Origin of the sequence: Pseudomonas sp. AL 58 (assembly GCF_036348395.1) — a bacterium.
Taxonomy (GTDB): domain Bacteria; phylum Pseudomonadota; class Gammaproteobacteria; order Pseudomonadales; family Pseudomonadaceae; genus Aquipseudomonas; species Aquipseudomonas defluvii.
Map to the genome: position 1 here is coordinate 189,939 of NZ_JAZBQR010000002.1, position 16,601 is coordinate 206,539.

At 59.2% G+C, this 16,601-nt stretch carries 10 protein-coding genes; 3 read left to right on the forward strand and 7 right to left on the reverse strand.

The features are described from left to right. Window positions 1-89 precede the first annotated feature (89 nt). Complete coding sequence (locus tag UIA24_RS01285; protein WP_099773615.1) at window positions 90-2,387, reverse strand: TonB-dependent receptor; 2,298 nt, start codon at window positions 2,385-2,387, stop codon at window positions 90-92. 219 nt (window positions 2,388-2,606) lie between these two features. On the opposite strand from UIA24_RS01285, the gene UIA24_RS01290 reads away from it, so the two are divergent. Together UIA24_RS01290 and UIA24_RS01295 are read left to right on the forward strand one after the other, a co-directional pair. Beyond that, window positions 2,607-3,287 (forward strand): Fe2+-dependent dioxygenase, encoded by a 681-nt coding sequence (locus UIA24_RS01290; protein ID WP_099773616.1) that lies wholly within the window; start codon window positions 2,607-2,609, stop codon window positions 3,285-3,287. Window positions 3,288-3,290: 3 nt separating this feature from the next. Then, window positions 3,291-4,049, forward strand: a complete 759-nt coding sequence (locus tag UIA24_RS01295; RefSeq protein ID WP_330522009.1) for a tetratricopeptide repeat protein — start codon at window positions 3,291-3,293, stop codon at window positions 4,047-4,049. A 72-nt stretch (window positions 4,050-4,121) separates the two neighbouring features. Here UIA24_RS01295 and UIA24_RS01300 read toward each other — a convergent pair whose 3' ends face one another. Beyond that, complete coding sequence (locus UIA24_RS01300; RefSeq protein WP_065759367.1) at window positions 4,122-5,285, reverse strand: type III PLP-dependent enzyme; 1,164 nt, start codon at window positions 5,283-5,285, stop codon at window positions 4,122-4,124. A gap of 504 nt (window positions 5,286-5,789) precedes the next feature. Here UIA24_RS01300 and UIA24_RS01305 point away from each other — a divergent pair. Further along, window positions 5,790-7,373, forward strand: a complete 1,584-nt coding sequence (locus UIA24_RS01305; RefSeq protein ID WP_163934046.1) for a peptide chain release factor 3 — start codon at window positions 5,790-5,792, stop codon at window positions 7,371-7,373. An 83-nt stretch (window positions 7,374-7,456) separates the two neighbouring features. On the opposite strand, the gene UIA24_RS01310 is transcribed toward UIA24_RS01305, so the two are convergent. From UIA24_RS01310 to UIA24_RS01330, 5 genes are all read right to left on the reverse strand, one after another. Next, window positions 7,457-12,544 (reverse strand): dermonecrotic toxin domain-containing protein, encoded by a 5,088-nt coding sequence (locus UIA24_RS01310; protein WP_330522010.1) that lies wholly within the window; start codon window positions 12,542-12,544, stop codon window positions 7,457-7,459. Window positions 12,545-12,686: 142 nt separating this feature from the next. After that, window positions 12,687-13,655, reverse strand: a complete 969-nt coding sequence (locus tag UIA24_RS01315) for a peptide ABC transporter ATP-binding protein (RefSeq protein WP_330522011.1) — start codon at window positions 13,653-13,655, stop codon at window positions 12,687-12,689. Continuing rightward, window positions 13,655-14,623, reverse strand: coding sequence for an ABC transporter ATP-binding protein (locus UIA24_RS01320; protein WP_330522012.1), 969 nt, complete (start codon window positions 14,621-14,623; stop codon window positions 13,655-13,657). The genes UIA24_RS01315 and UIA24_RS01320 overlap by 1 nt, the downstream gene beginning before the upstream one ends. Before the next feature lie 10 nt (window positions 14,624-14,633). After that, entirely contained in the window at window positions 14,634-15,566 is a 933-nt protein-coding gene (locus UIA24_RS01325; protein WP_099773621.1) for an ABC transporter permease subunit, read from the reverse strand. Between the two features lie 10 nt (window positions 15,567-15,576). Continuing rightward, on the reverse strand, window positions 15,577-16,587 hold the full coding sequence (locus UIA24_RS01330) for an ABC transporter permease subunit (protein WP_099773622.1): 1,011 nt from the start codon (window positions 16,585-16,587) through the stop codon (window positions 15,577-15,579). Between the last annotated feature and the right edge of the window lie 14 nt (window positions 16,588-16,601).

Here is a 16,601-nt window from a genome sequence, read left to right on the forward strand (position 1 = left end):
TGCTGTATACCTGTGCGGGGTATGCACGCTGTCGAGATACATAAAAGCCCCGCTCACTGAAGTGGGCGGGGCTTTGCCTGCCAGCAGCCTTAGAAGTGGAAGCTGGTGGTCAGCAGGGCGGTACGCCCGGCCGCCTGGTTGGCGTAGTGATTGCCGTAGGCCTTGTCGTAATACAGTTCGTCGGTCAGGTTCTGCACGTTGAGTTGCAGGTCGACGTTCTTGGTCAGCTTGTAGCTGGCCATCGCGTCATAACGCACGTAGGAGTCGACCATGACGCTGTTGGTGGTGTTGCCGAACACGTCATCGACGTAGAAAGCACCGCCCCCGATGGTCAGTTTTGGCGTTACGTTGTAGGTGGTCCACAGGGTCATGCTGTTGTTTGGGGTGTTGGGCAATTGGTTGCCGTCATCGAAACCGTCGATGTACAGGTTGCCCACCCTCGGAGCGCCGCCGTCTACAAGCTTGGCATCCATGTAGGTATAGCCCGCGAACACTTGCCAGTTGTTGGTCAGCTTGCCGGTTGCGGTCAGTTCGAGGCCGTCAACGCGGGTTGTGCCGACGTTCTGGTAGGTGTTGGCGTCAACCAGTACCCGGGCGTTTTCTTTCTCGGTACGGAAGATTGCTGCAGTCAGTGCCAGACGCTCCTGAAGCAGGTTCCATTTGGTACCGATTTCGTAGTTGGTGGTTTCTTCCGCTTTCAGGTCGCTGGTGGTGGTGGCGGTCAGCAGTGCATTACCATCGGCGCCTTCACCCAGCGAAGCACCGGCTGGCGTAGCAGAGGTGGCATAGGAGATGTAGATGCTGCCATTTTCAGCCGGTTTCCAGGTCAGTCCCAGTTGGCCGGTGACGAATTCACTGGTGTCCTCGGTCTTGAAGTTGACAACCTTGCCAGCAGTCAGTGCGCGGGTCTTGACCTTGGTGTCGAAGTGGTCATAGCGCAGGCCCATGGTTAGCAGCCAAGCCGGGTCCAGTTCAACTGTGTCGACCAAGTAGATCGCACGGGTGTTACCGGTGGTGTCGGCGCCGAGGTCATTACGTGCCACCGTGCCATCCCACGCCTCGTGAGGATCGGGGTTCGGGAATGAGGTGCACACACCGGAGATTTGCCCGGTAGCGCTGGAGCACTTGCCTGCACCGAAGCCTGTGATGGTGTAGCCGGTCTTGACCGAGGCTTCGCGGCTCAGTTCGATACCGGTGGAGAAGTTGTTCTTGAAACCTGCGATGTAGACTTCGCCGAACAGGTCGGTCTGGTTCGTGGTGGTACGGGTGTTGGAGACGCGGTTGTTTGGGCGACGCCAGATTTCACCGTTGAGGATGTTGCCCTTGCTGTCATCCGGCTGGGTGACGATGTAGTCCTGCAGGGTGTTGCCGTGGCGCAGGGTGTTCTTCACCGTCAGCGAGTCGCTCAGGTCGTGCTCGATGGCGATGGTGGAGATATCCGCGCGGCTCTTGTAGAAGTCGCGGCCAACCAGACCATAGAAGTTATCGCTGTCACCACCGTTGGTGGGCTTGTCCGGGTTGGCTGAACTGCGAGAACCCGGGACGCCAGAGTTCAGGCTGTAGGGGATGCCGGAGTCTGGCAGGTCGTCACTTTCGACGTGGTAGTAGTCCAGGCTCACGCGGGTATCGGTACCCAGGCCAAAGACCAGAGAAGGTGCTACGCCCCAGCGGTCATAGTTGACTTCGTCGCGCCCGGCGACGTTGTTTTCGTGGGTCATCAGGTTCAGGCGGAACGCTGCCGTGTCGAGGAACTGGTAGTTGCCGTCGAGGGTGTAGCGTTGCGTCTGGTCTGAGCCCCAGGTGTAGGCGCCATCCAGCGAGTTGCCCAGGTGGGCTTTCTTGGTGATCAGGTTGATGCTTCCACCGGCCGCGCCACGACCGGCGATGGACGAGTTCGGGCCCTTGCTGACTTCAATCGATTCGACGGCGAAGATTTCCCGGGTTTGTGAGCCCGTGTCACGCACACCGTCCAGGTACATCGAGCTCTGTGTGTCAAAGCCACGAATGAACGGACGATCACCAGAAGGGTTGCCGCCTTCGCCCGCGCCCATGGTGATACCGGGCACAGTTCGCAGCGCATCCTGCAGGTTCTGGGCGTTGGTGTCCTTGATGACCTGTTGCGGAACCACGGTGACGGTGCGTGGGATGTCCACCAGCGGCGCGGTGTACTTTTGCGAAGCCGATTTCTCAACCTTGTAGTCGGTGCTGGTCTGGTTGGCTTCACCCGTAACACTGGTGGCATCCAGAGCAATCGCCCCATCGTTGGCCGGTGCAGCTTCGGCAGCGTACGCTATGTGCGCAGTAGAGGTGGCGGTAATGGCCACACCGATGGCAGAAGCGAGCAAGCGTGGTGAACTGACAGCGGTTGGCACGTAGTGGCGCGACATTGTTATGACCCCTCCCAAGGTTTCAAGGCCGCGAAATGTAATGTAAATACATACGACTATCAATTGAGAAGAATTGTTATTCGTGTTGAATTTACAATCTTTACATTTTCATCCTGTGTTTTTTGCGGGCTCATTCGTCTTGGCAAGCGCTAAGGGCTTGTAGTGATGCAATAAGAATCAATATCATTGGCGTCTTTTCCGGCCTTAGGTATCCGCGCCATGCTTTTACACATTCCTGGTCTGTTTACGCGCGAGGAAGTGCTGCGTATTCGTGAGGCGCTGGAGCAGGCCGATTGGGCTGACGGCAAGATCACGGCGGGTTACCAGTCGGCCAAGGCCAAGCACAACCTCCAGTTGCCCGAGGGCCATCCATTGGCCAAGGAGATTGGTGCGGCCATGCTTGAGCGCTTGTGGGCCAACCCCCGTTTCATGTCTGCGGCCTTGCCCTTCAAGGTCTTCCCGCCGCTGGTCAACTGCTACCGTGAAGGCGGCAACTTTGGCTTCCATATCGACAATGCCGTTCGCCAGCCCCGTGGCAGCCACGAGCGGGTGCGTACCGATCTGTCTTCGACGCTGTTCTTCAGCGACCCTGAGGAGTACGACGGCGGTGAGCTCGAAATTCAGGACACCTACGGGCTGCAGCGGGTCAAGCTGGCGGCTGGCGATATGGTGTTGTACCCGGGGACGAGCCTGCACAAGGTCAACCCGGTCACTCGCGGTGCGCGTTATGCGGCGTTTTTCTGGACCCAGAGCATGATCCGCGAAGACAGCCAGCGTACCCTGCTGTTCGAGATGGACAACGCAATTCAGCAGCTGACTGCCGACGTTCCCGATCATCCATCACTGATTCAGTTGACGGGGACGTACCACAACCTGCTGCGTCGCTGGGCCGAGGTCTGACGCATGGCCTTTCACCTACGCCGTGAAGAAGTGCTCGACGGCGATCAACTGGGCCAGATGCTTGAAGAAAGCCCGGCCAAGGCGGCCCAAGCGCTGTTGATGGCGGCGGGGCAGGGGATCGTCGAGGCCCAGTTGCTGCTGGGGCAGATCCTCCTGGACGGGCGCGGTATCGAGCGCGACCCGGCGTTGGCCCGACGCTGGTTTGCCATTGCTGCCAATCAGGGCAGTGCCATGGCGCATAACATGCTCGGGCGTTGCCTGGAGCATGGCTGGGGTGGCGAGGTGGATGTTGTCGAAGCCGCTCGCCGTTACCGCCTCGCGGCAGACGCCGGGCTTGATTGGGGGCTGTACAACTATGCCAACCTGTTGGCCACAGGGCGTGGTGTCGCGATAGATCCTGGTGCGGCACTGCGCTGTTATCGGCGAGCCGCTGAGCAAGGGCATGCGAAATCCATGAACCTGTTGGGGCGCTACCTTGAGGAGGGTGTGCATTGCCCGGCCGATGTGTCGGCGGCACACGACTGGTATCGACGCTCGGCTGAAGGCGGGGACTTTCGTGGGCAGTTCAGCCACGCCGGGGTCTTGGCGGCGCGAGGGCAGGTCGAGCAGGCGCTGGGCTGGTTGCGTCAGGCGCTGGTTGCGGGGAATGCAAATTTTCTGACGGTTGCTGCCGCTGCGTTGGAGCAGGCGACACAGCCCGAGATTCGAGCCATGGCGTTGGCCTATCGCACTCGGCTTGGCGAGCTTGGCGTTATGCCATAAAGCAATCGCCGGCAAGGCCGGCTCCTGCAATCGCTGCAGGAGCCGAGCGTGCCGGCGATAAGGTTCAGCCGTTTACAGGTAGTAGGCTTTCAGCGGCGGGAAGCCGTTGAACTCTACCGCGCTGTAGCTGGTGGTGTAGGCGCCGGTCGACAGCCAGTACAGGCGGTCGCCGATAGCCAGGTTCAGTGGCAGGCCGTACTTGTAGTGCTCGTACATGATGTCGGCGCTATCGCAGGTTGGGCCGGCGATCACGACTTCTTCCATCTCGCCTTTTTTCTCGGTCCAGATCGGGAACTTGATGGACTCGTCCATGGTTTCGATCAGGCCGGAGAATTTGCCCACGTCGGTGTAGACCCAACGCTCAACCGCGGTACGCGATTTGCGGGCGACCAGCACCACTTCGCTGACCAGAATACCGGCGTTGGCAATCAGCGAGCGGCCAGGCTCAAGGATGATTTCTGGCAGGTCGTCACCGAAGTCTTCCCTCAGGAAGCGGATGATTTCCTCGGCGTAGGTTTCCAGGCTGTTGGTACGGGTGATGTAGTTGGCCGGGAAGCCGCCACCCATGTTGATCAGCTTCAGTTCGATGCCGTCTTCGTCTTTCAGACGCTCGAAGATCACTTTGACCTTAGCGATGGCCGCGTCCCAGACGCTGATGTCGCGCTGTTGCGAACCCACATGGAAGGAGATGCCGTAAGGCACCAGGCCCAGGTCGCGGGCGAGGATCAGCAGGTCCATGGCCATGTCGGTCTGGCAACCGAACTTGCGCGACAACGGCCAGTCAGCGGTGGTCGAACCTTCGGTCAGGATACGCACGTAGACTTTCGAGCCCGGTGCGGCCTTGGCGATGTTGCGCAGGTCGGCTTCGGAGTCGGTGGCATACAGGCGCACGCCCTTCTCGTAGAAGTAGCGGATGTCCTTGGATTTCTTGATGGTGTTGCCATAGCTGATGCGGTCTGGGGTGACACCGCGGCCCAGCACTTTGTCGAGCTCGTAGATCGAGGCGATGTCAAAGCTCGAACCCTTGTCGCGCAGCAGATCGATGATTTCGACCGCCGGGTTGGCCTTGACCGCGTAGTAGACCTTGGCGAATTCGAAGCCAGCACGCAGGTCGTCATAGGCCTGGCTGATCATCTGGGTGTCGATAAGTACGAACGGGGTTTCTTGCTTGTCGGCGAACGCCTTCATTTTTTGAAAGGTTTCGCGCGCGAAGTAGTCTTCGACCTGAATCGACATGCTTAGGGACTCCATGGGCAAACTAAAAAAATAAGTGGCTGCAGCTGAGCGCCCTCCGTATCCCCACTTTGGTTCGCCTACTTCCCAAGGCATGTCGCCGAAAGCAAAAAGGTCAACCGTGCGGTGAAAAAGGCGCTACGGGTGACCTTGCTGTCTCGTCGTCAGTACTTGAGCCGGATGGATCGTTTCCAGCATGGACGCTCGGCGCGAACTTTAGGACTTGAGGGGTTCAAGATCAACAAAAAATGTCGCGTTTTTGCACACGTCTGTCGCCCGGCGTTGCGCAGTCTCTTTGTAACCGAGCCGCATGACAGATGGATGTCTTTGAAAACAGTCCACATCGGCTCATGCCAAGGCCATTGCTGCGGCCGTTGTACCGGGGCTTGGCCGCTGTACGATCGCCGTGTGTGAGTCTGCCCTGGTCGTTGGGAGTCTCGACTTTGGTCCACCGGCAAGTTCGGGTATAATTTTGGCCCTTTTGAATCCCCAGTCAGGCGATTTCCCATGACCAACCAGGCCGCCGAAGTCGCGAAGCGTCGCACTTTCGCCATTATTTCCCACCCCGATGCGGGTAAAACCACCATCACCGAGAAGCTCCTGCTGATGGGCAAGGCGATTGCCGTCGCTGGTACGGTGAAATCGCGAAAGTCCGATCGCCATGCCACCTCCGACTGGATGGAAATGGAGAAGCAGCGCGGCATCTCCATCACCACCTCGGTGATGCAGTTCCCTTACCGCGATCACATGATCAACCTGCTCGACACCCCGGGCCACGAAGACTTCTCTGAAGATACCTACCGCACGCTGACAGCAGTGGACTCGGCGCTGATGGTCCTCGACGGCGGTAAAGGCGTTGAGCCACGTACCATTGCCCTGATGGATGTCTGCCGCCTGCGCGACACGCCTATCGTCAGCTTCATCAACAAACTCGACCGTGATATTCGTGACCCGATCGAGTTGCTCGACGAGATCGAAGCGGTCCTGAAGATCAAGGCCGCGCCGATCACCTGGCCGATCGGCTGCTACAAGGACTTCAAGGGTGTTTACCACCTGTCCGGCGACTACATCATTGTCTACACCCCGGGCCACGGTCACGAGCGTACCGAGGTGAAGATCATCGAGAAACTCGACTCGGACGAGGCCCGCGCGCACCTGGGTGATGAATACGAGCGTTTCATCGAGCAACTGGAACTTGTTCAGGGCGCCTGCCATGAGTTCGACCAGGACGAGTTCATGAACGGTGAGTTGACGCCGGTGTTCTTTGGTACCGCGCTGGGCAACTTTGGTGTGGACCATGTCCTTGACGCCGTGGTCGACTGGGCGCCGCGTCCGCTGCCGCGTGTAGCCAATGAGCGCACGGTGGAGCCGACCGAAGAGAAGTTCAGCGGTTTCGTCTTCAAGATCCAGGCGAACATGGACCCGAAACACCGCGACCGTATCGCCTTCATGCGGATCTGTTCGGGCCGTTACGAGAAGGGCATGAAGATGCGCCATGTACGCACCGGCAAAGACCTGCGTATCGGCGATGCTCTGACCTTCTTCTCCTCCGAGCGTGAGCAACTGGAGGAAGCCTGGGCCGGCGACATCATCGGTTTGCATAACCACGGCACCATCCAGATTGGCGACACCTTCACTGAAGGTGAGAACCTGGGCTTCACCGGCATTCCTCACTTTGCCCCTGAATTGTTCCGCCGCGTTCGCCTTAAAGACCCGCTCAAGTCCAAGCAACTGCGTCAGGGCCTGCAGCAGTTGGCCGAAGAGGGCGCGACCCAGGTGTTCTTCCCAGAGCGCAGCAACGACATCATCCTCGGTGCCGTGGGTGTGCTGCAGTTCGATGTGGTCGCCAGCCGTTTGAAGGAAGAGTACAAGGTTGAATGCGCCTACGAGCCGATCACCGTGTGGTCGGCCCGCTGGATCCAGTGCGACGACAAGAAAAAGCTCGAGGAATTCAAGGTCAAGGCCATGGAAAACCTGGCCATCGACGGTGGTGGTCACCTGACCTACCTGGCGCCGACCCGGGTCAACCTGGCACTGATGGAAGAGCGCTGGCCAGATGTGAAGTTCCGCGCCACGCGCGAGCACCACTAAAGCTCGCCGGCAAGCCCGTTCCTGCAACCCAGCACGCCTGAGGCTGTTGTGGGAGACGGGCTTGCCTGCGTACAGGTGTCGCATTAGCCGCCTACGCGAGCTGCCGGTACGCTCGGGCTATGCAGACGTTCACCCATGCGGAAGATCAGCAAGGTCAACGAGTCGGCGTTTTTCAGCATGATTTGCGCACGCTTTTCTGCATCGTTCAGAAAAACCTGACGGGCATCGTCGAGGTTTTTAGCGCCCGTGGTCTGCAGGATGAATCGCCGCCCCTTTCGATCATCGTCACGAATGTCGCGAGGGGCGCCATTCGGGTGATCCTGTATGACAAACAACTCATTGGCCGGTGTGCGGTGTGAGAATGTGGTGTCTTGGCGTTGCCTCAGCCAGAGTGTCTTGGGAACAGGCGCCAGCAGGTTCAGGAAGGGCAAGGTGCCTTCGTTGTAGCAGATGTCGCGCGTGTTGTAGGCCAGGTGCGTGAACTCGTGAACCAGCACGGCTGCCCTGAAAATGGCGGCGGCATCATCCTGCGTGTAGCCTGCACGGAAGGTGAATGTGCTGGCGAAACTGTAGTCAAAGTAGCCGTCGAGCATGAAAATCTGCTTTTCGAGATCCGAAGGCACCGTGAACGCCAGTCCCTCGCTGTTAATTGTGCTTGTACCGATGATGTAGCGTGACGAGGACTGCGGCGAGTAGCTGCCTGACCCCATCATATCGATGACGGCATTGACCGACTCATGCATGTATTGCCGGAGTGGCTCGGTCAGGGCCGGTACACCGAAGAAGTCGCTGATGATGCGTTGGGTTTCTACCGGGACGTGTGTGGCTGGATCGGCGTTGCGCAGGTTTTTCAGGCAGTTCGTCAAGTACATCATGGCGGTGCGATGTGCTTGGCGTATTTTTTGCGCGCGGCTGGGCATCATGTTTTGAATCTGCCGCATTCCGCTCGCGACAATAATGACGTTTTCGCGGCGAGCCTTCCAGCGCGTGTACTGGCCACCTAGCCGGGTCAGGACAGCGCCATGCTCTATCGGAAGCGGCAGCGTCGGGTCGATCTCCCATCGGTTGGCGGCGCTCAGGCGCAAACGAGGGCCAAGGTTATCTTCGGCCTCATCGATCAGGTACCAGTTGGCGTCCGAGAAGGTTGCCCGGTATACGTGTCCATCGATATTGACATAGTGTTTGCCTGTGCCCGCGTCTCTGTAGACCTGAGTAAGGCTGTCGAACACCATTAACTCCAGCGCTTGGGTGGGCGCTTCATAGCGTGCCAAAGGTATGGGGGAGTGCTCGTCAAGGTACAGGTTTTGCCAGAACTGGCGTTCGGCATTAAGGTTTTCTACGTCGCCCAGCGTGCTGGCGCTGTGGCCAATCAGCAGGCTTTGCACCAATACGCACAGCAGTTCGGCGGTATGCGCCGGCCAATCGCTGCCCTCGTCGTTACGTGCAATTTGTAGCACCGTCATTTCTGCCTGCCAGGCGCCGAGCAGCAGTCCAATCTTGCCCGGTACGAAAAAACTCAGTTGGTTGAACACAAGCCCGAGGATATGTTTGAGCGATTCCCAGTCAGCCTTTTCGGTGCTGATCAGTTGGGCGTCCAGCATGCGCTTGAGGGTGCGAATGTTTTCCTCGAACAGGTAATGCAGCGCGTTGCCCTTGACCGGCAGGTTGGCAAGGGTAACGGGGCCTGGTCTCGATAACGGCAGGTCGAAGTCCGATTCTGCACTGAAGGGCAAGTGGGGTTCGTCGAAGCCATTGTTGTCATAGCGTCTGCGCAAGGTCTCTGGTAACTGGGCGAGTACCAGGGCTTGCAACGCGGTGTCTGTCTTCAGTTGTGCCAGTAGTGCTGTGGTGCTGCTGAATTCCTTGAACGTAAAACTTTCGCAGTACGGGGCATAGAGCACTACGGGGTCGGTGTCTTCTGCTCGAAACAGGTAGAGGTCGGGGACAATATCGGCGGGTAAATCCGATTGTGCGATCAGCGCCAGCGGTGTCAGTTGGATGCGCTTGCCATCCAGCGGTAAGCGGGCGGTCGCATCGGGCATTTGTACCACTTGCTTCACAACGTTTACGGCAGTTTTACTCAGGTTTCGCTTCAGGTAGGCATTGAATGCACGTTCAAGCATTTGGTCGGGTACTTGGCGGCAAAACAGCTCCAGACGATGGTTGAAGCCGGGGCTGGCAGGGTCAAATGTCTGACTGAACAATGTCTGATAGTTGCTACCAATATCCAGGCGCCTGACCAGGTCCTTGATGTAGTCCACGTTCATTGCCGCGGGGGGCGCTGCACCGTTTTCCAATTCCAGTGCGGTGATGGGGTTGCTCCAGTCTCGGAAGTGATTCAGTGCATATTCGACCAATGTTTGTCGATGGTGGATGCATTCGCCTGTAGAGCCTGAGGGCACTTCGCCAATGGGCGGTAGCGTTGAGATGCAGGCGATGGTGGTGATGAAAATGCCATCCGGCGGATAGCGTTTGGCCGGAAAGTCGCTATCAAGCTGAGTGGCCAGTCGCTCATAGGCATAGTCCGCGATGGTGGGCATATCGGAGAGGTAATCTTCTTCCGATGTGATATTGAGCAGGTTGCGCCCCAGGATTTCCAGATAATCGAATTTGTCCTGGTAGGTTGCATCCAGCAGCCACTTCGGGATTGCCGCGCGCACGGTTTGTTCGCGTATTTCACGCTTGAAGCGCAGCAACTGTACTTCGCTGCTGTCCATGGGCGTATAGGTATGCAGCAGTTCCGGCAGACCATTGCCCGACAGCCCGGCATTGATGATCTGATCGAAGACGAACAGGGTGTTGCGCTGGCGAAGGCTGCTGTCGAGGGCTTCGAGCCGTTGCAGCACATTGGTCTTGATCGGGCTCCAGTTCAAGGTCGGAGGTGTCACTTGCGGCGCCATAGGGGCGCTATCCGGCAGCACGCTATCCTCTTCTGCAACGCAATCGTAGAGTGATTCTGCGCTGTGAAAGTTGGTTAGCCGCGCCTGAAGCTTCTGGTTGAGGGACTGGAGTGACGTGAAGGTTTCAAAGCCTAATGCCCGTGTCCACAGAATCAGGGGGGCTTCTGCTGTTTCCAGGGGGTTGCGTGACAGTAGCAAGAGGTTGGCAACCTGCGTTTCGTGCTTGCCCTTGTAGGTAATGTTCAGTTGCCAAACCATGGCCGGAGCACCCTCCAGCAGCGGTCGGGTGCGTGATATCGGGTAGTTGAGCACCGCTTGGATGAGGTCGATTGCCGGTTGTTCGAGGGTGTTTTTCTGACGAGCCAGCTGCAGTTCCAGCCGCAGTGTCAAGCCGTACAGGTTTTGTGCCGTGTGTCGCTCTTGGTTCTGATTACGCACGACTGCATGGGCCAGATAATGACGAAGTGAGCCGGTCACTTTGTCGACACACTGGTTGATGACCGGGGCTGTCAGTAGCGGCAGCAGCGCTTGAGCGTTGGCGGCCAGGCGGTGTTGTGCCGGCTGTTGAGTCGCCGACGTCGCATTCCGTTTGCTCAGGTTTTCCCAGATCAACTCACTGAGGCTCTGGTTGGGGGTTCCATCGGCGCCGTTCTGCAGCAGGACAGACGCTGCCGGCATGGAGCCGAGTAGGTAGCACAGGTTGTTTTCAATCAGCGACAGGGTGACGGAATCCAGGCTTGGACGGGCTTCCAGCAGTTGTGTGTTGTTCTGTTCCACGCGGCGTTTGATGTGCTTCAGGTCTTGGAGCGAAAGCGTTTCGCTGTTCAAGTCATGCTTGATTGCCGTGAGCGAGGCGCTGCTCTCTCTATCCTTGCGGACATACGGCATCATCAGGCGTGGCAGGCAGGGATCAATCAAGCTTTCCAGCTCAAGGGCTTTCTGACAGACACTGACAAACGCCAATGGGCCTTGTTGACGCAGGGCCTGGGTCAGGCGCTGGCGCGGTACGCTGAGTAGGCGTTGGGTGTAGGTTTGCAGGGCCGGAGCCTGCATGGGTAGTAGTGGTACGTCATCGATTGCCAGTGTATTCAAGAACGCCTGGCGGTTTGTGTGACGCTTCAGCCCTCCGGTAGGGGTGTAGCTATAGCACGGAGTTGACGGCGCATCCGCAGTGCCCAGCAACATGACGGTTTCCAGCGGAACTGTCGCGGTTGTCGAGGCTGTGGGTTTCAGGTACCAGGCCTGCAGCTCCGGTAAGTATTCTGCCTTGGACCATTTGATCAGGGTCCTGTACTCCTGGTTGCTCAGGTCGTTACTCCAGGCGAGCTGGGTTAGGGCTTCAAGAAAACGGCTGCGTAACGCATGGGTCAGTTGCTCAGTAGGGCTCAGGCCCTCGGAGCGTGATGCTGCCCAGTGGTTATCAAGCTGAGTGGTGCAGTGCTCACTCAACTGCGCCCGAGTCAGGCGCAGTGCGGTATTGAGTTTTTTTTGGTCTTGCGCGCTGGCTCGCGTGCCGTCGGGGTTCAGCAGTTCATGTGCCCCGTTTCCAATGAGTGTGGGGTCTGCCAGCGTTTCCAGAAGGGTATCGTTCAGGCTTTGGTGATAATCCTGCCCCTGGGCGCGGTTGGACAGGCGCTGAGCGGACACTTTGACTTCCCGGGTAGCGGGGTTGATGGCTGCATCGGGCCACTGCACGCGTAGTTGGGTCACGAAGGCTTGGGTTAGCAGCGTTTCGGGAGCCGGCTGGTTGAGGAGCAGGGTTTGCAGGGTGGTCAGGTTCTGGCCGAGACGTGAATTGATGCTCAGCATCAACCACTCAAATACCGCCCCTTCGATCAGGTTGTCTTCCAGGTCCACGACCGGGTCGTTACGCCATTGTCGATAGGCTTCGGCATCGGTGTATTGCAGCAGGGCCAAGGCGGTCTCGGCGTTACCGAGCATCTGGATGAGTGCATTGCGAGCCTGCAGACGATCATCGAATTTCATGATGCCCAGTACAGGGTTGTAGATGAACACTGCTGTTTGCGTGGAGTGGCTGATCAGCAGTGTCGAGATCAGGGCAATGGTTTGACCGGATGCGCTCACCGCATCGAGGTAGTCCACGCGTGTATCCGCGCGAGCGTCGGGCTGAGGCGCCGTGCTGGTCAGGCGTGAGAGCTGGTTTGCCTCCACGGCGCTAATACGTTTAGCAGAGGCGGCGTCTTGCAGGTGATCTTCAAAGCGTTTGTGCAGTGCATCGGTGTGATAGTACGGGAGGGTATTGAGGCTCATGGCACAGTCTCGGCAGGTGGTTAGGCTGTCCGGGCTGCTGTACGTGAACGCAGCACCCCGGCGGTGCGTTCACGGTGCCGGGATGCGGTGTCTCAAAGGTGATATTTATTTCAAGGGTGCTGCTGACACTGCCATGTCTCTGCTAGAGGAACTGCTCTGCGTAGTGACAGGCGACCTGCCGTGTTTCCACCTGACGGAACGCCGGTACCTCCTGGGCGCAACGTTCGGTGGCGTGCGGGCAGCGCTTGTGGAATGCACAACCTGATGGTGGGTCCAGCGGGTTGGGCAGTTCGCCAGCGATCTTGATTTTCGGTTTGAGCGGGTCCGGGTGCAAGGTCGGGGTTGCTGACAACAAGGCCTGGGTGTAGGGGTGCAGTGGCCTGTTGTAGATGTCTTCTTTCGGGCCCATTTCTGCCGGGCGGCCGAGGTACATCACCAGGACCTGGTCGGCCACGTGTCGCACCACGGCCAGGTTGTGGGAGATGAACACATACGCCGTGTTGAACTCGTTTTGCAGGTCCATGAACAGGTTCAACACTTGCGCCTGGATAGATACGTCCAGCGCCGAGGTTGGCTCGTCGGCCACCAGCACCTTGGGTTGCAGCATCATGGCCCGGGCGAGAGCGATACGCTGGCGCTGACCGCCAGAAAACATATGCGGGTAGCGTTGGTAGTGTTCAGGGCGAAGGCCGACCTGTTGCATCATCGCCTGAACCTTCTCTCGTCGTTCGGCTTTGGAGAGGTGGGTGTTGATCAGCAAGGGTTCGGCGAGTTGGTCGCCAATCTTCTGTCGAGGGTTCAACGAAGCATAGGGGCTCTGGAAAACCATCTGCACATCTTTGCGCAGTTGTTTGCGCTGAGCCTTGTTGGCGCCCGTGACTTCTTGCCCGGCAATTTTCAGGGAGCCGGAGGAGGGTTCTTCAATAAGGGTCAGGGCCCGGGCCAGGGTTGATTTGCCGCAGCCGGACTCACCCACGACTGCCAGGGTCTTGCCGGCTTCCAGTTCAAAGGAGACGCCATTCAGCGCGCGGACCAGTGCGTGGCCTTTGAACAGGCCACGTGAGACTTCGTAGTGACGGGTAAGCTCACGGGCGGTAAGAACGACGCTCATTACGCCACCTCCTGGTTCAGCGGGTAGAAACAACGGACCAGGCTGTGGGCCTGTCTGTCCAGGTTCGGACGTTGCTGGCGGCAGTGATCCTGAACGTAGGGGCAGCGCGGTGAGAGCAGGCAGCCCTGTGGTCTGTCATAGCGCCCCGGAACGATACCGGGCAAGGTTGCCAGGCGTGCAGCGCCTTCACTGTGCTCGGGAATGGCCGCCAGCAGCGCTTCGCTGTAAGGGTGCGCAGGCACCTCGAACAGCGTCGGTACCTGGCCAATTTCAACGGCTTGGCCGGCGTACATGACGCATACGCGCCTGGCTGTTTCGGCCACCACGGCCAGGTCATGGGTGATCAGGATCAGGGCCATGTCCTGCTCCTGTTGCAGGTTGAGCAGCAACTCCATGATCTGCGCCTGAATGGTGACGTCCAGTGCGGTGGTCGGCTCGTCGGCGATCAGCAACTTGGGCTCGCCGGCAATCGCCATGGCAATCGCCACGCGTTGGCTCATGCCGCCCGAGAGTTGGTGCGGGTAGGCGTCCAGCCGGCTTTCAGCCGCCGGAATTTCGACTTTCTTGAGGAGTTCCAGCGCCCGCTGGCGGGCTGCCTTGCCGCGCAGACCAAGGTGCTGGCGCAGCACTTCCTCGATCTGAAAACCGACGGTATAGCTGGGATTGAGCGCGGTCATCGGGTCCTGGAAGACCATCGCCAAGTCCTTGCCGACGACCTTGCGCCGTTGCCGCGAGCTGAGCTTGAGCATGTCGTTGCCGTCGAACGTCATGCTGTCGGCGGTGACGATGCCGGGGGCGTCGATCAGGCCCATCAGTGCCATCATGGTCACGGATTTTCCCGAACCGGACTCACCGACGATGGCCAGCACTTCGCCTTTTTCCACGCTGAGGTCGAGACCGTCGACCACGGGGACCGCCTTGGCATCGCCAAAGCGCACATTGAGATTGTTGATCTGCAACAGTGACATGGGCGTCTCCTCAGGCGGCATTCTTGAGTTTCGGGTCCAGCGCGTCGCGCAGCCCGTCGCCCATCAGGTTGATTGCCAGCACGCTGAGCAAAATGGTCAGGCCGGGCAGGCTCACGACCCACCAGGCGCGCTCGATGTAATCGCGGGCCGAGGCCAGCATGGTGCCCCACTCGGGAGTTGGCGGTTGTACGCCAAGACCGAGGAAGCCCAGGGCCGCGGCATCGAGGATGGCCGAGGAAAAACTCAAGGTTGCCTGGACGATCAGCGGTGCCATGCAGTTGGGCAATACGGTGATGAACATCAGCCGTGGCAAGCTGGCACCGGCCAGGCGCGCAGCGGTCACGTAGTCACGGTTCAGTTCTCCCATCACCGCGGCACGGGTCAGGCGCACGTAGGACGGCAACGAAACGATGGCAATGGCAATCACGGTGTTGATCAGGCCAGGGCCGAGAATGGCTACGATGGCCACGGCCAGCAGCAGCGAAGGCAGGGCCAGCATGACGTCCATCAGGCGCATGATCGACGGGCCGAGCAGGCGTGGAAAGAACCCGGCCAACAGCCCCATCAGCACCCCGGGGATCAGCGACATGACCACTGAGGACAGGCCGATCAGCAAGGACAGGCGCGAGCCATGGATCAGTCGCGAGAGCAGGTCGCGGCCGAGCTCGTCGGTGCCGAGGATGAACTGCCAGGTGCCGCCCTCGAGCCAGACCGGCGGGGTCAGCAGGAAATCTCGGTACTGTTCGCTTGGCTCATGGGGCGCGACCCATGGCGCGAAGAGCGCACAGAACACGATCAGGCACATGAACAGCAGGCCGGCGAAGGCGCCTTTGTTGCGGGCGAAGGCCTGCCAGAATTCGGTGTACGGCGATGGGTAGAGCAGGCTCTGGTCCACGGCGCTGGGCGGCACGGCAGAGGCGGATTTTACGATTGGGTCAGTCATTGTCTCGGCCTCAGCGCTGGTGGCGAATGCGTGGGTTGACCAGGCCGTAGAGGATATCCACGACGAAGTTCACCAGGATCACCAGGCAGGCGATCAGCAGGATGCCATTCTGTACCACGGGGTAGTCACGGGCGCCGATGGCTTCGATCAGCCACTTGCCGATGCCCGGCCAGGAAAAGATGGTTTCGGTCAGCACGGCGCCGCCGAGCAGGGTGCCGACCTGCAGGCCGAACACGGTCAGAACCGGGATCAATGCGTTGCGCAGGCCATGCACGAAGACCACGCGGGCAGGCGACAGGCCTTTCGCGCGGGCAGTGCGAATGTAGTCCTCGCGCAGCACCTCGAGCATCGAGGAGCGCGTCATGCGTGCAATCACCGCCAGCGGGATGGTGCCCAGGACGATGGCCGGCAGAATCAGGTGCATGAGCGCATCCTTGAAGGCGCCTTCCTCTTCACTGAACAGGGTATCGATGAGCATGAAGCCGGTGATGGGCTCGATGTCGTAGAGCGAGCTGATACGTTCGGAAACGGGTGTCCAGCCGAGGCTGACCGAGAAGAACATGATCAGGATCAGGCCCCACCAGAAAATCGGCATGGAGTAGCCGGCCAGCGAGATACCCATCACGCCGTGGTCGAGTAGCGAGCCGCGCTTGAGGGCGGCGACCACCCCGGCCAACAGGCCGAACACGCCGGCAAACAGCAGGGCGGCAAGCGCCAGTTCCAGGGTGGCCGGGAACAGGGTGAGAAACTCTTTCCAGACGCTTTCGCGCGTGCGCAGCGACTCGCCCAGATCACCCTGGGCAAGCTTGCTAATGTAGTCCAGGTACTGCACCGGTAATGGTTTGTTCAGCCCCAGCCGCTCCATGGCTTGTGCGTGCATTTCAGGGTCAACGCGACGCTCGCCCATCATCACTTCGACCGGATCACCTGGTATCAATCGTATGAGCGCGAACGTCAGTAAGGTGATGCCGAAGAAGGTCGGGATCAACAGTCCCAGTCGTCGGGCAATAAAACTAAACATGTTCTGGTGTACCT

What these genes read in the sequence shown, in the direction of transcription:
- UIA24_RS01285 (WP_099773615.1), bottom strand. Translation starts at nt 2,387, where the DNA reads ATGTCGCGCCACTACGTGCCAACCGCTGTCAGTTCACCACGCTTGCTC.
- UIA24_RS01290 (WP_099773616.1), top strand. Translation starts at nt 2,607, where the DNA reads ATGCTTTTACACATTCCTGGTCTGTTTACGCGCGAGGAAGTGCTGCGT.
- UIA24_RS01295 (WP_330522009.1), top strand. Translation starts at nt 3,291, where the DNA reads ATGGCCTTTCACCTACGCCGTGAAGAAGTGCTCGACGGCGATCAACTG.
- UIA24_RS01300 (WP_065759367.1), bottom strand. Translation starts at nt 5,285, where the DNA reads ATGTCGATTCAGGTCGAAGACTACTTCGCGCGCGAAACCTTTCAAAAA.
- UIA24_RS01305 (WP_163934046.1), top strand. Translation starts at nt 5,790, where the DNA reads ATGACCAACCAGGCCGCCGAAGTCGCGAAGCGTCGCACTTTCGCCATT.
- UIA24_RS01310 (WP_330522010.1), bottom strand. Translation starts at nt 12,544, where the DNA reads ATGAGCCTCAATACCCTCCCGTACTATCACACCGATGCACTGCACAAA.
- UIA24_RS01315 (WP_330522011.1), bottom strand. Translation starts at nt 13,655, where the DNA reads ATGAGCGTCGTTCTTACCGCCCGTGAGCTTACCCGTCACTACGAAGTC.
- UIA24_RS01320 (WP_330522012.1), bottom strand. Translation starts at nt 14,623, where the DNA reads ATGTCACTGTTGCAGATCAACAATCTCAATGTGCGCTTTGGCGATGCC.
- UIA24_RS01325 (WP_099773621.1), bottom strand. Translation starts at nt 15,566, where the DNA reads ATGACTGACCCAATCGTAAAATCCGCCTCTGCCGTGCCGCCCAGCGCC.
- UIA24_RS01330 (WP_099773622.1), bottom strand. Translation starts at nt 16,587, where the DNA reads ATGTTTAGTTTTATTGCCCGACGACTGGGACTGTTGATCCCGACCTTC.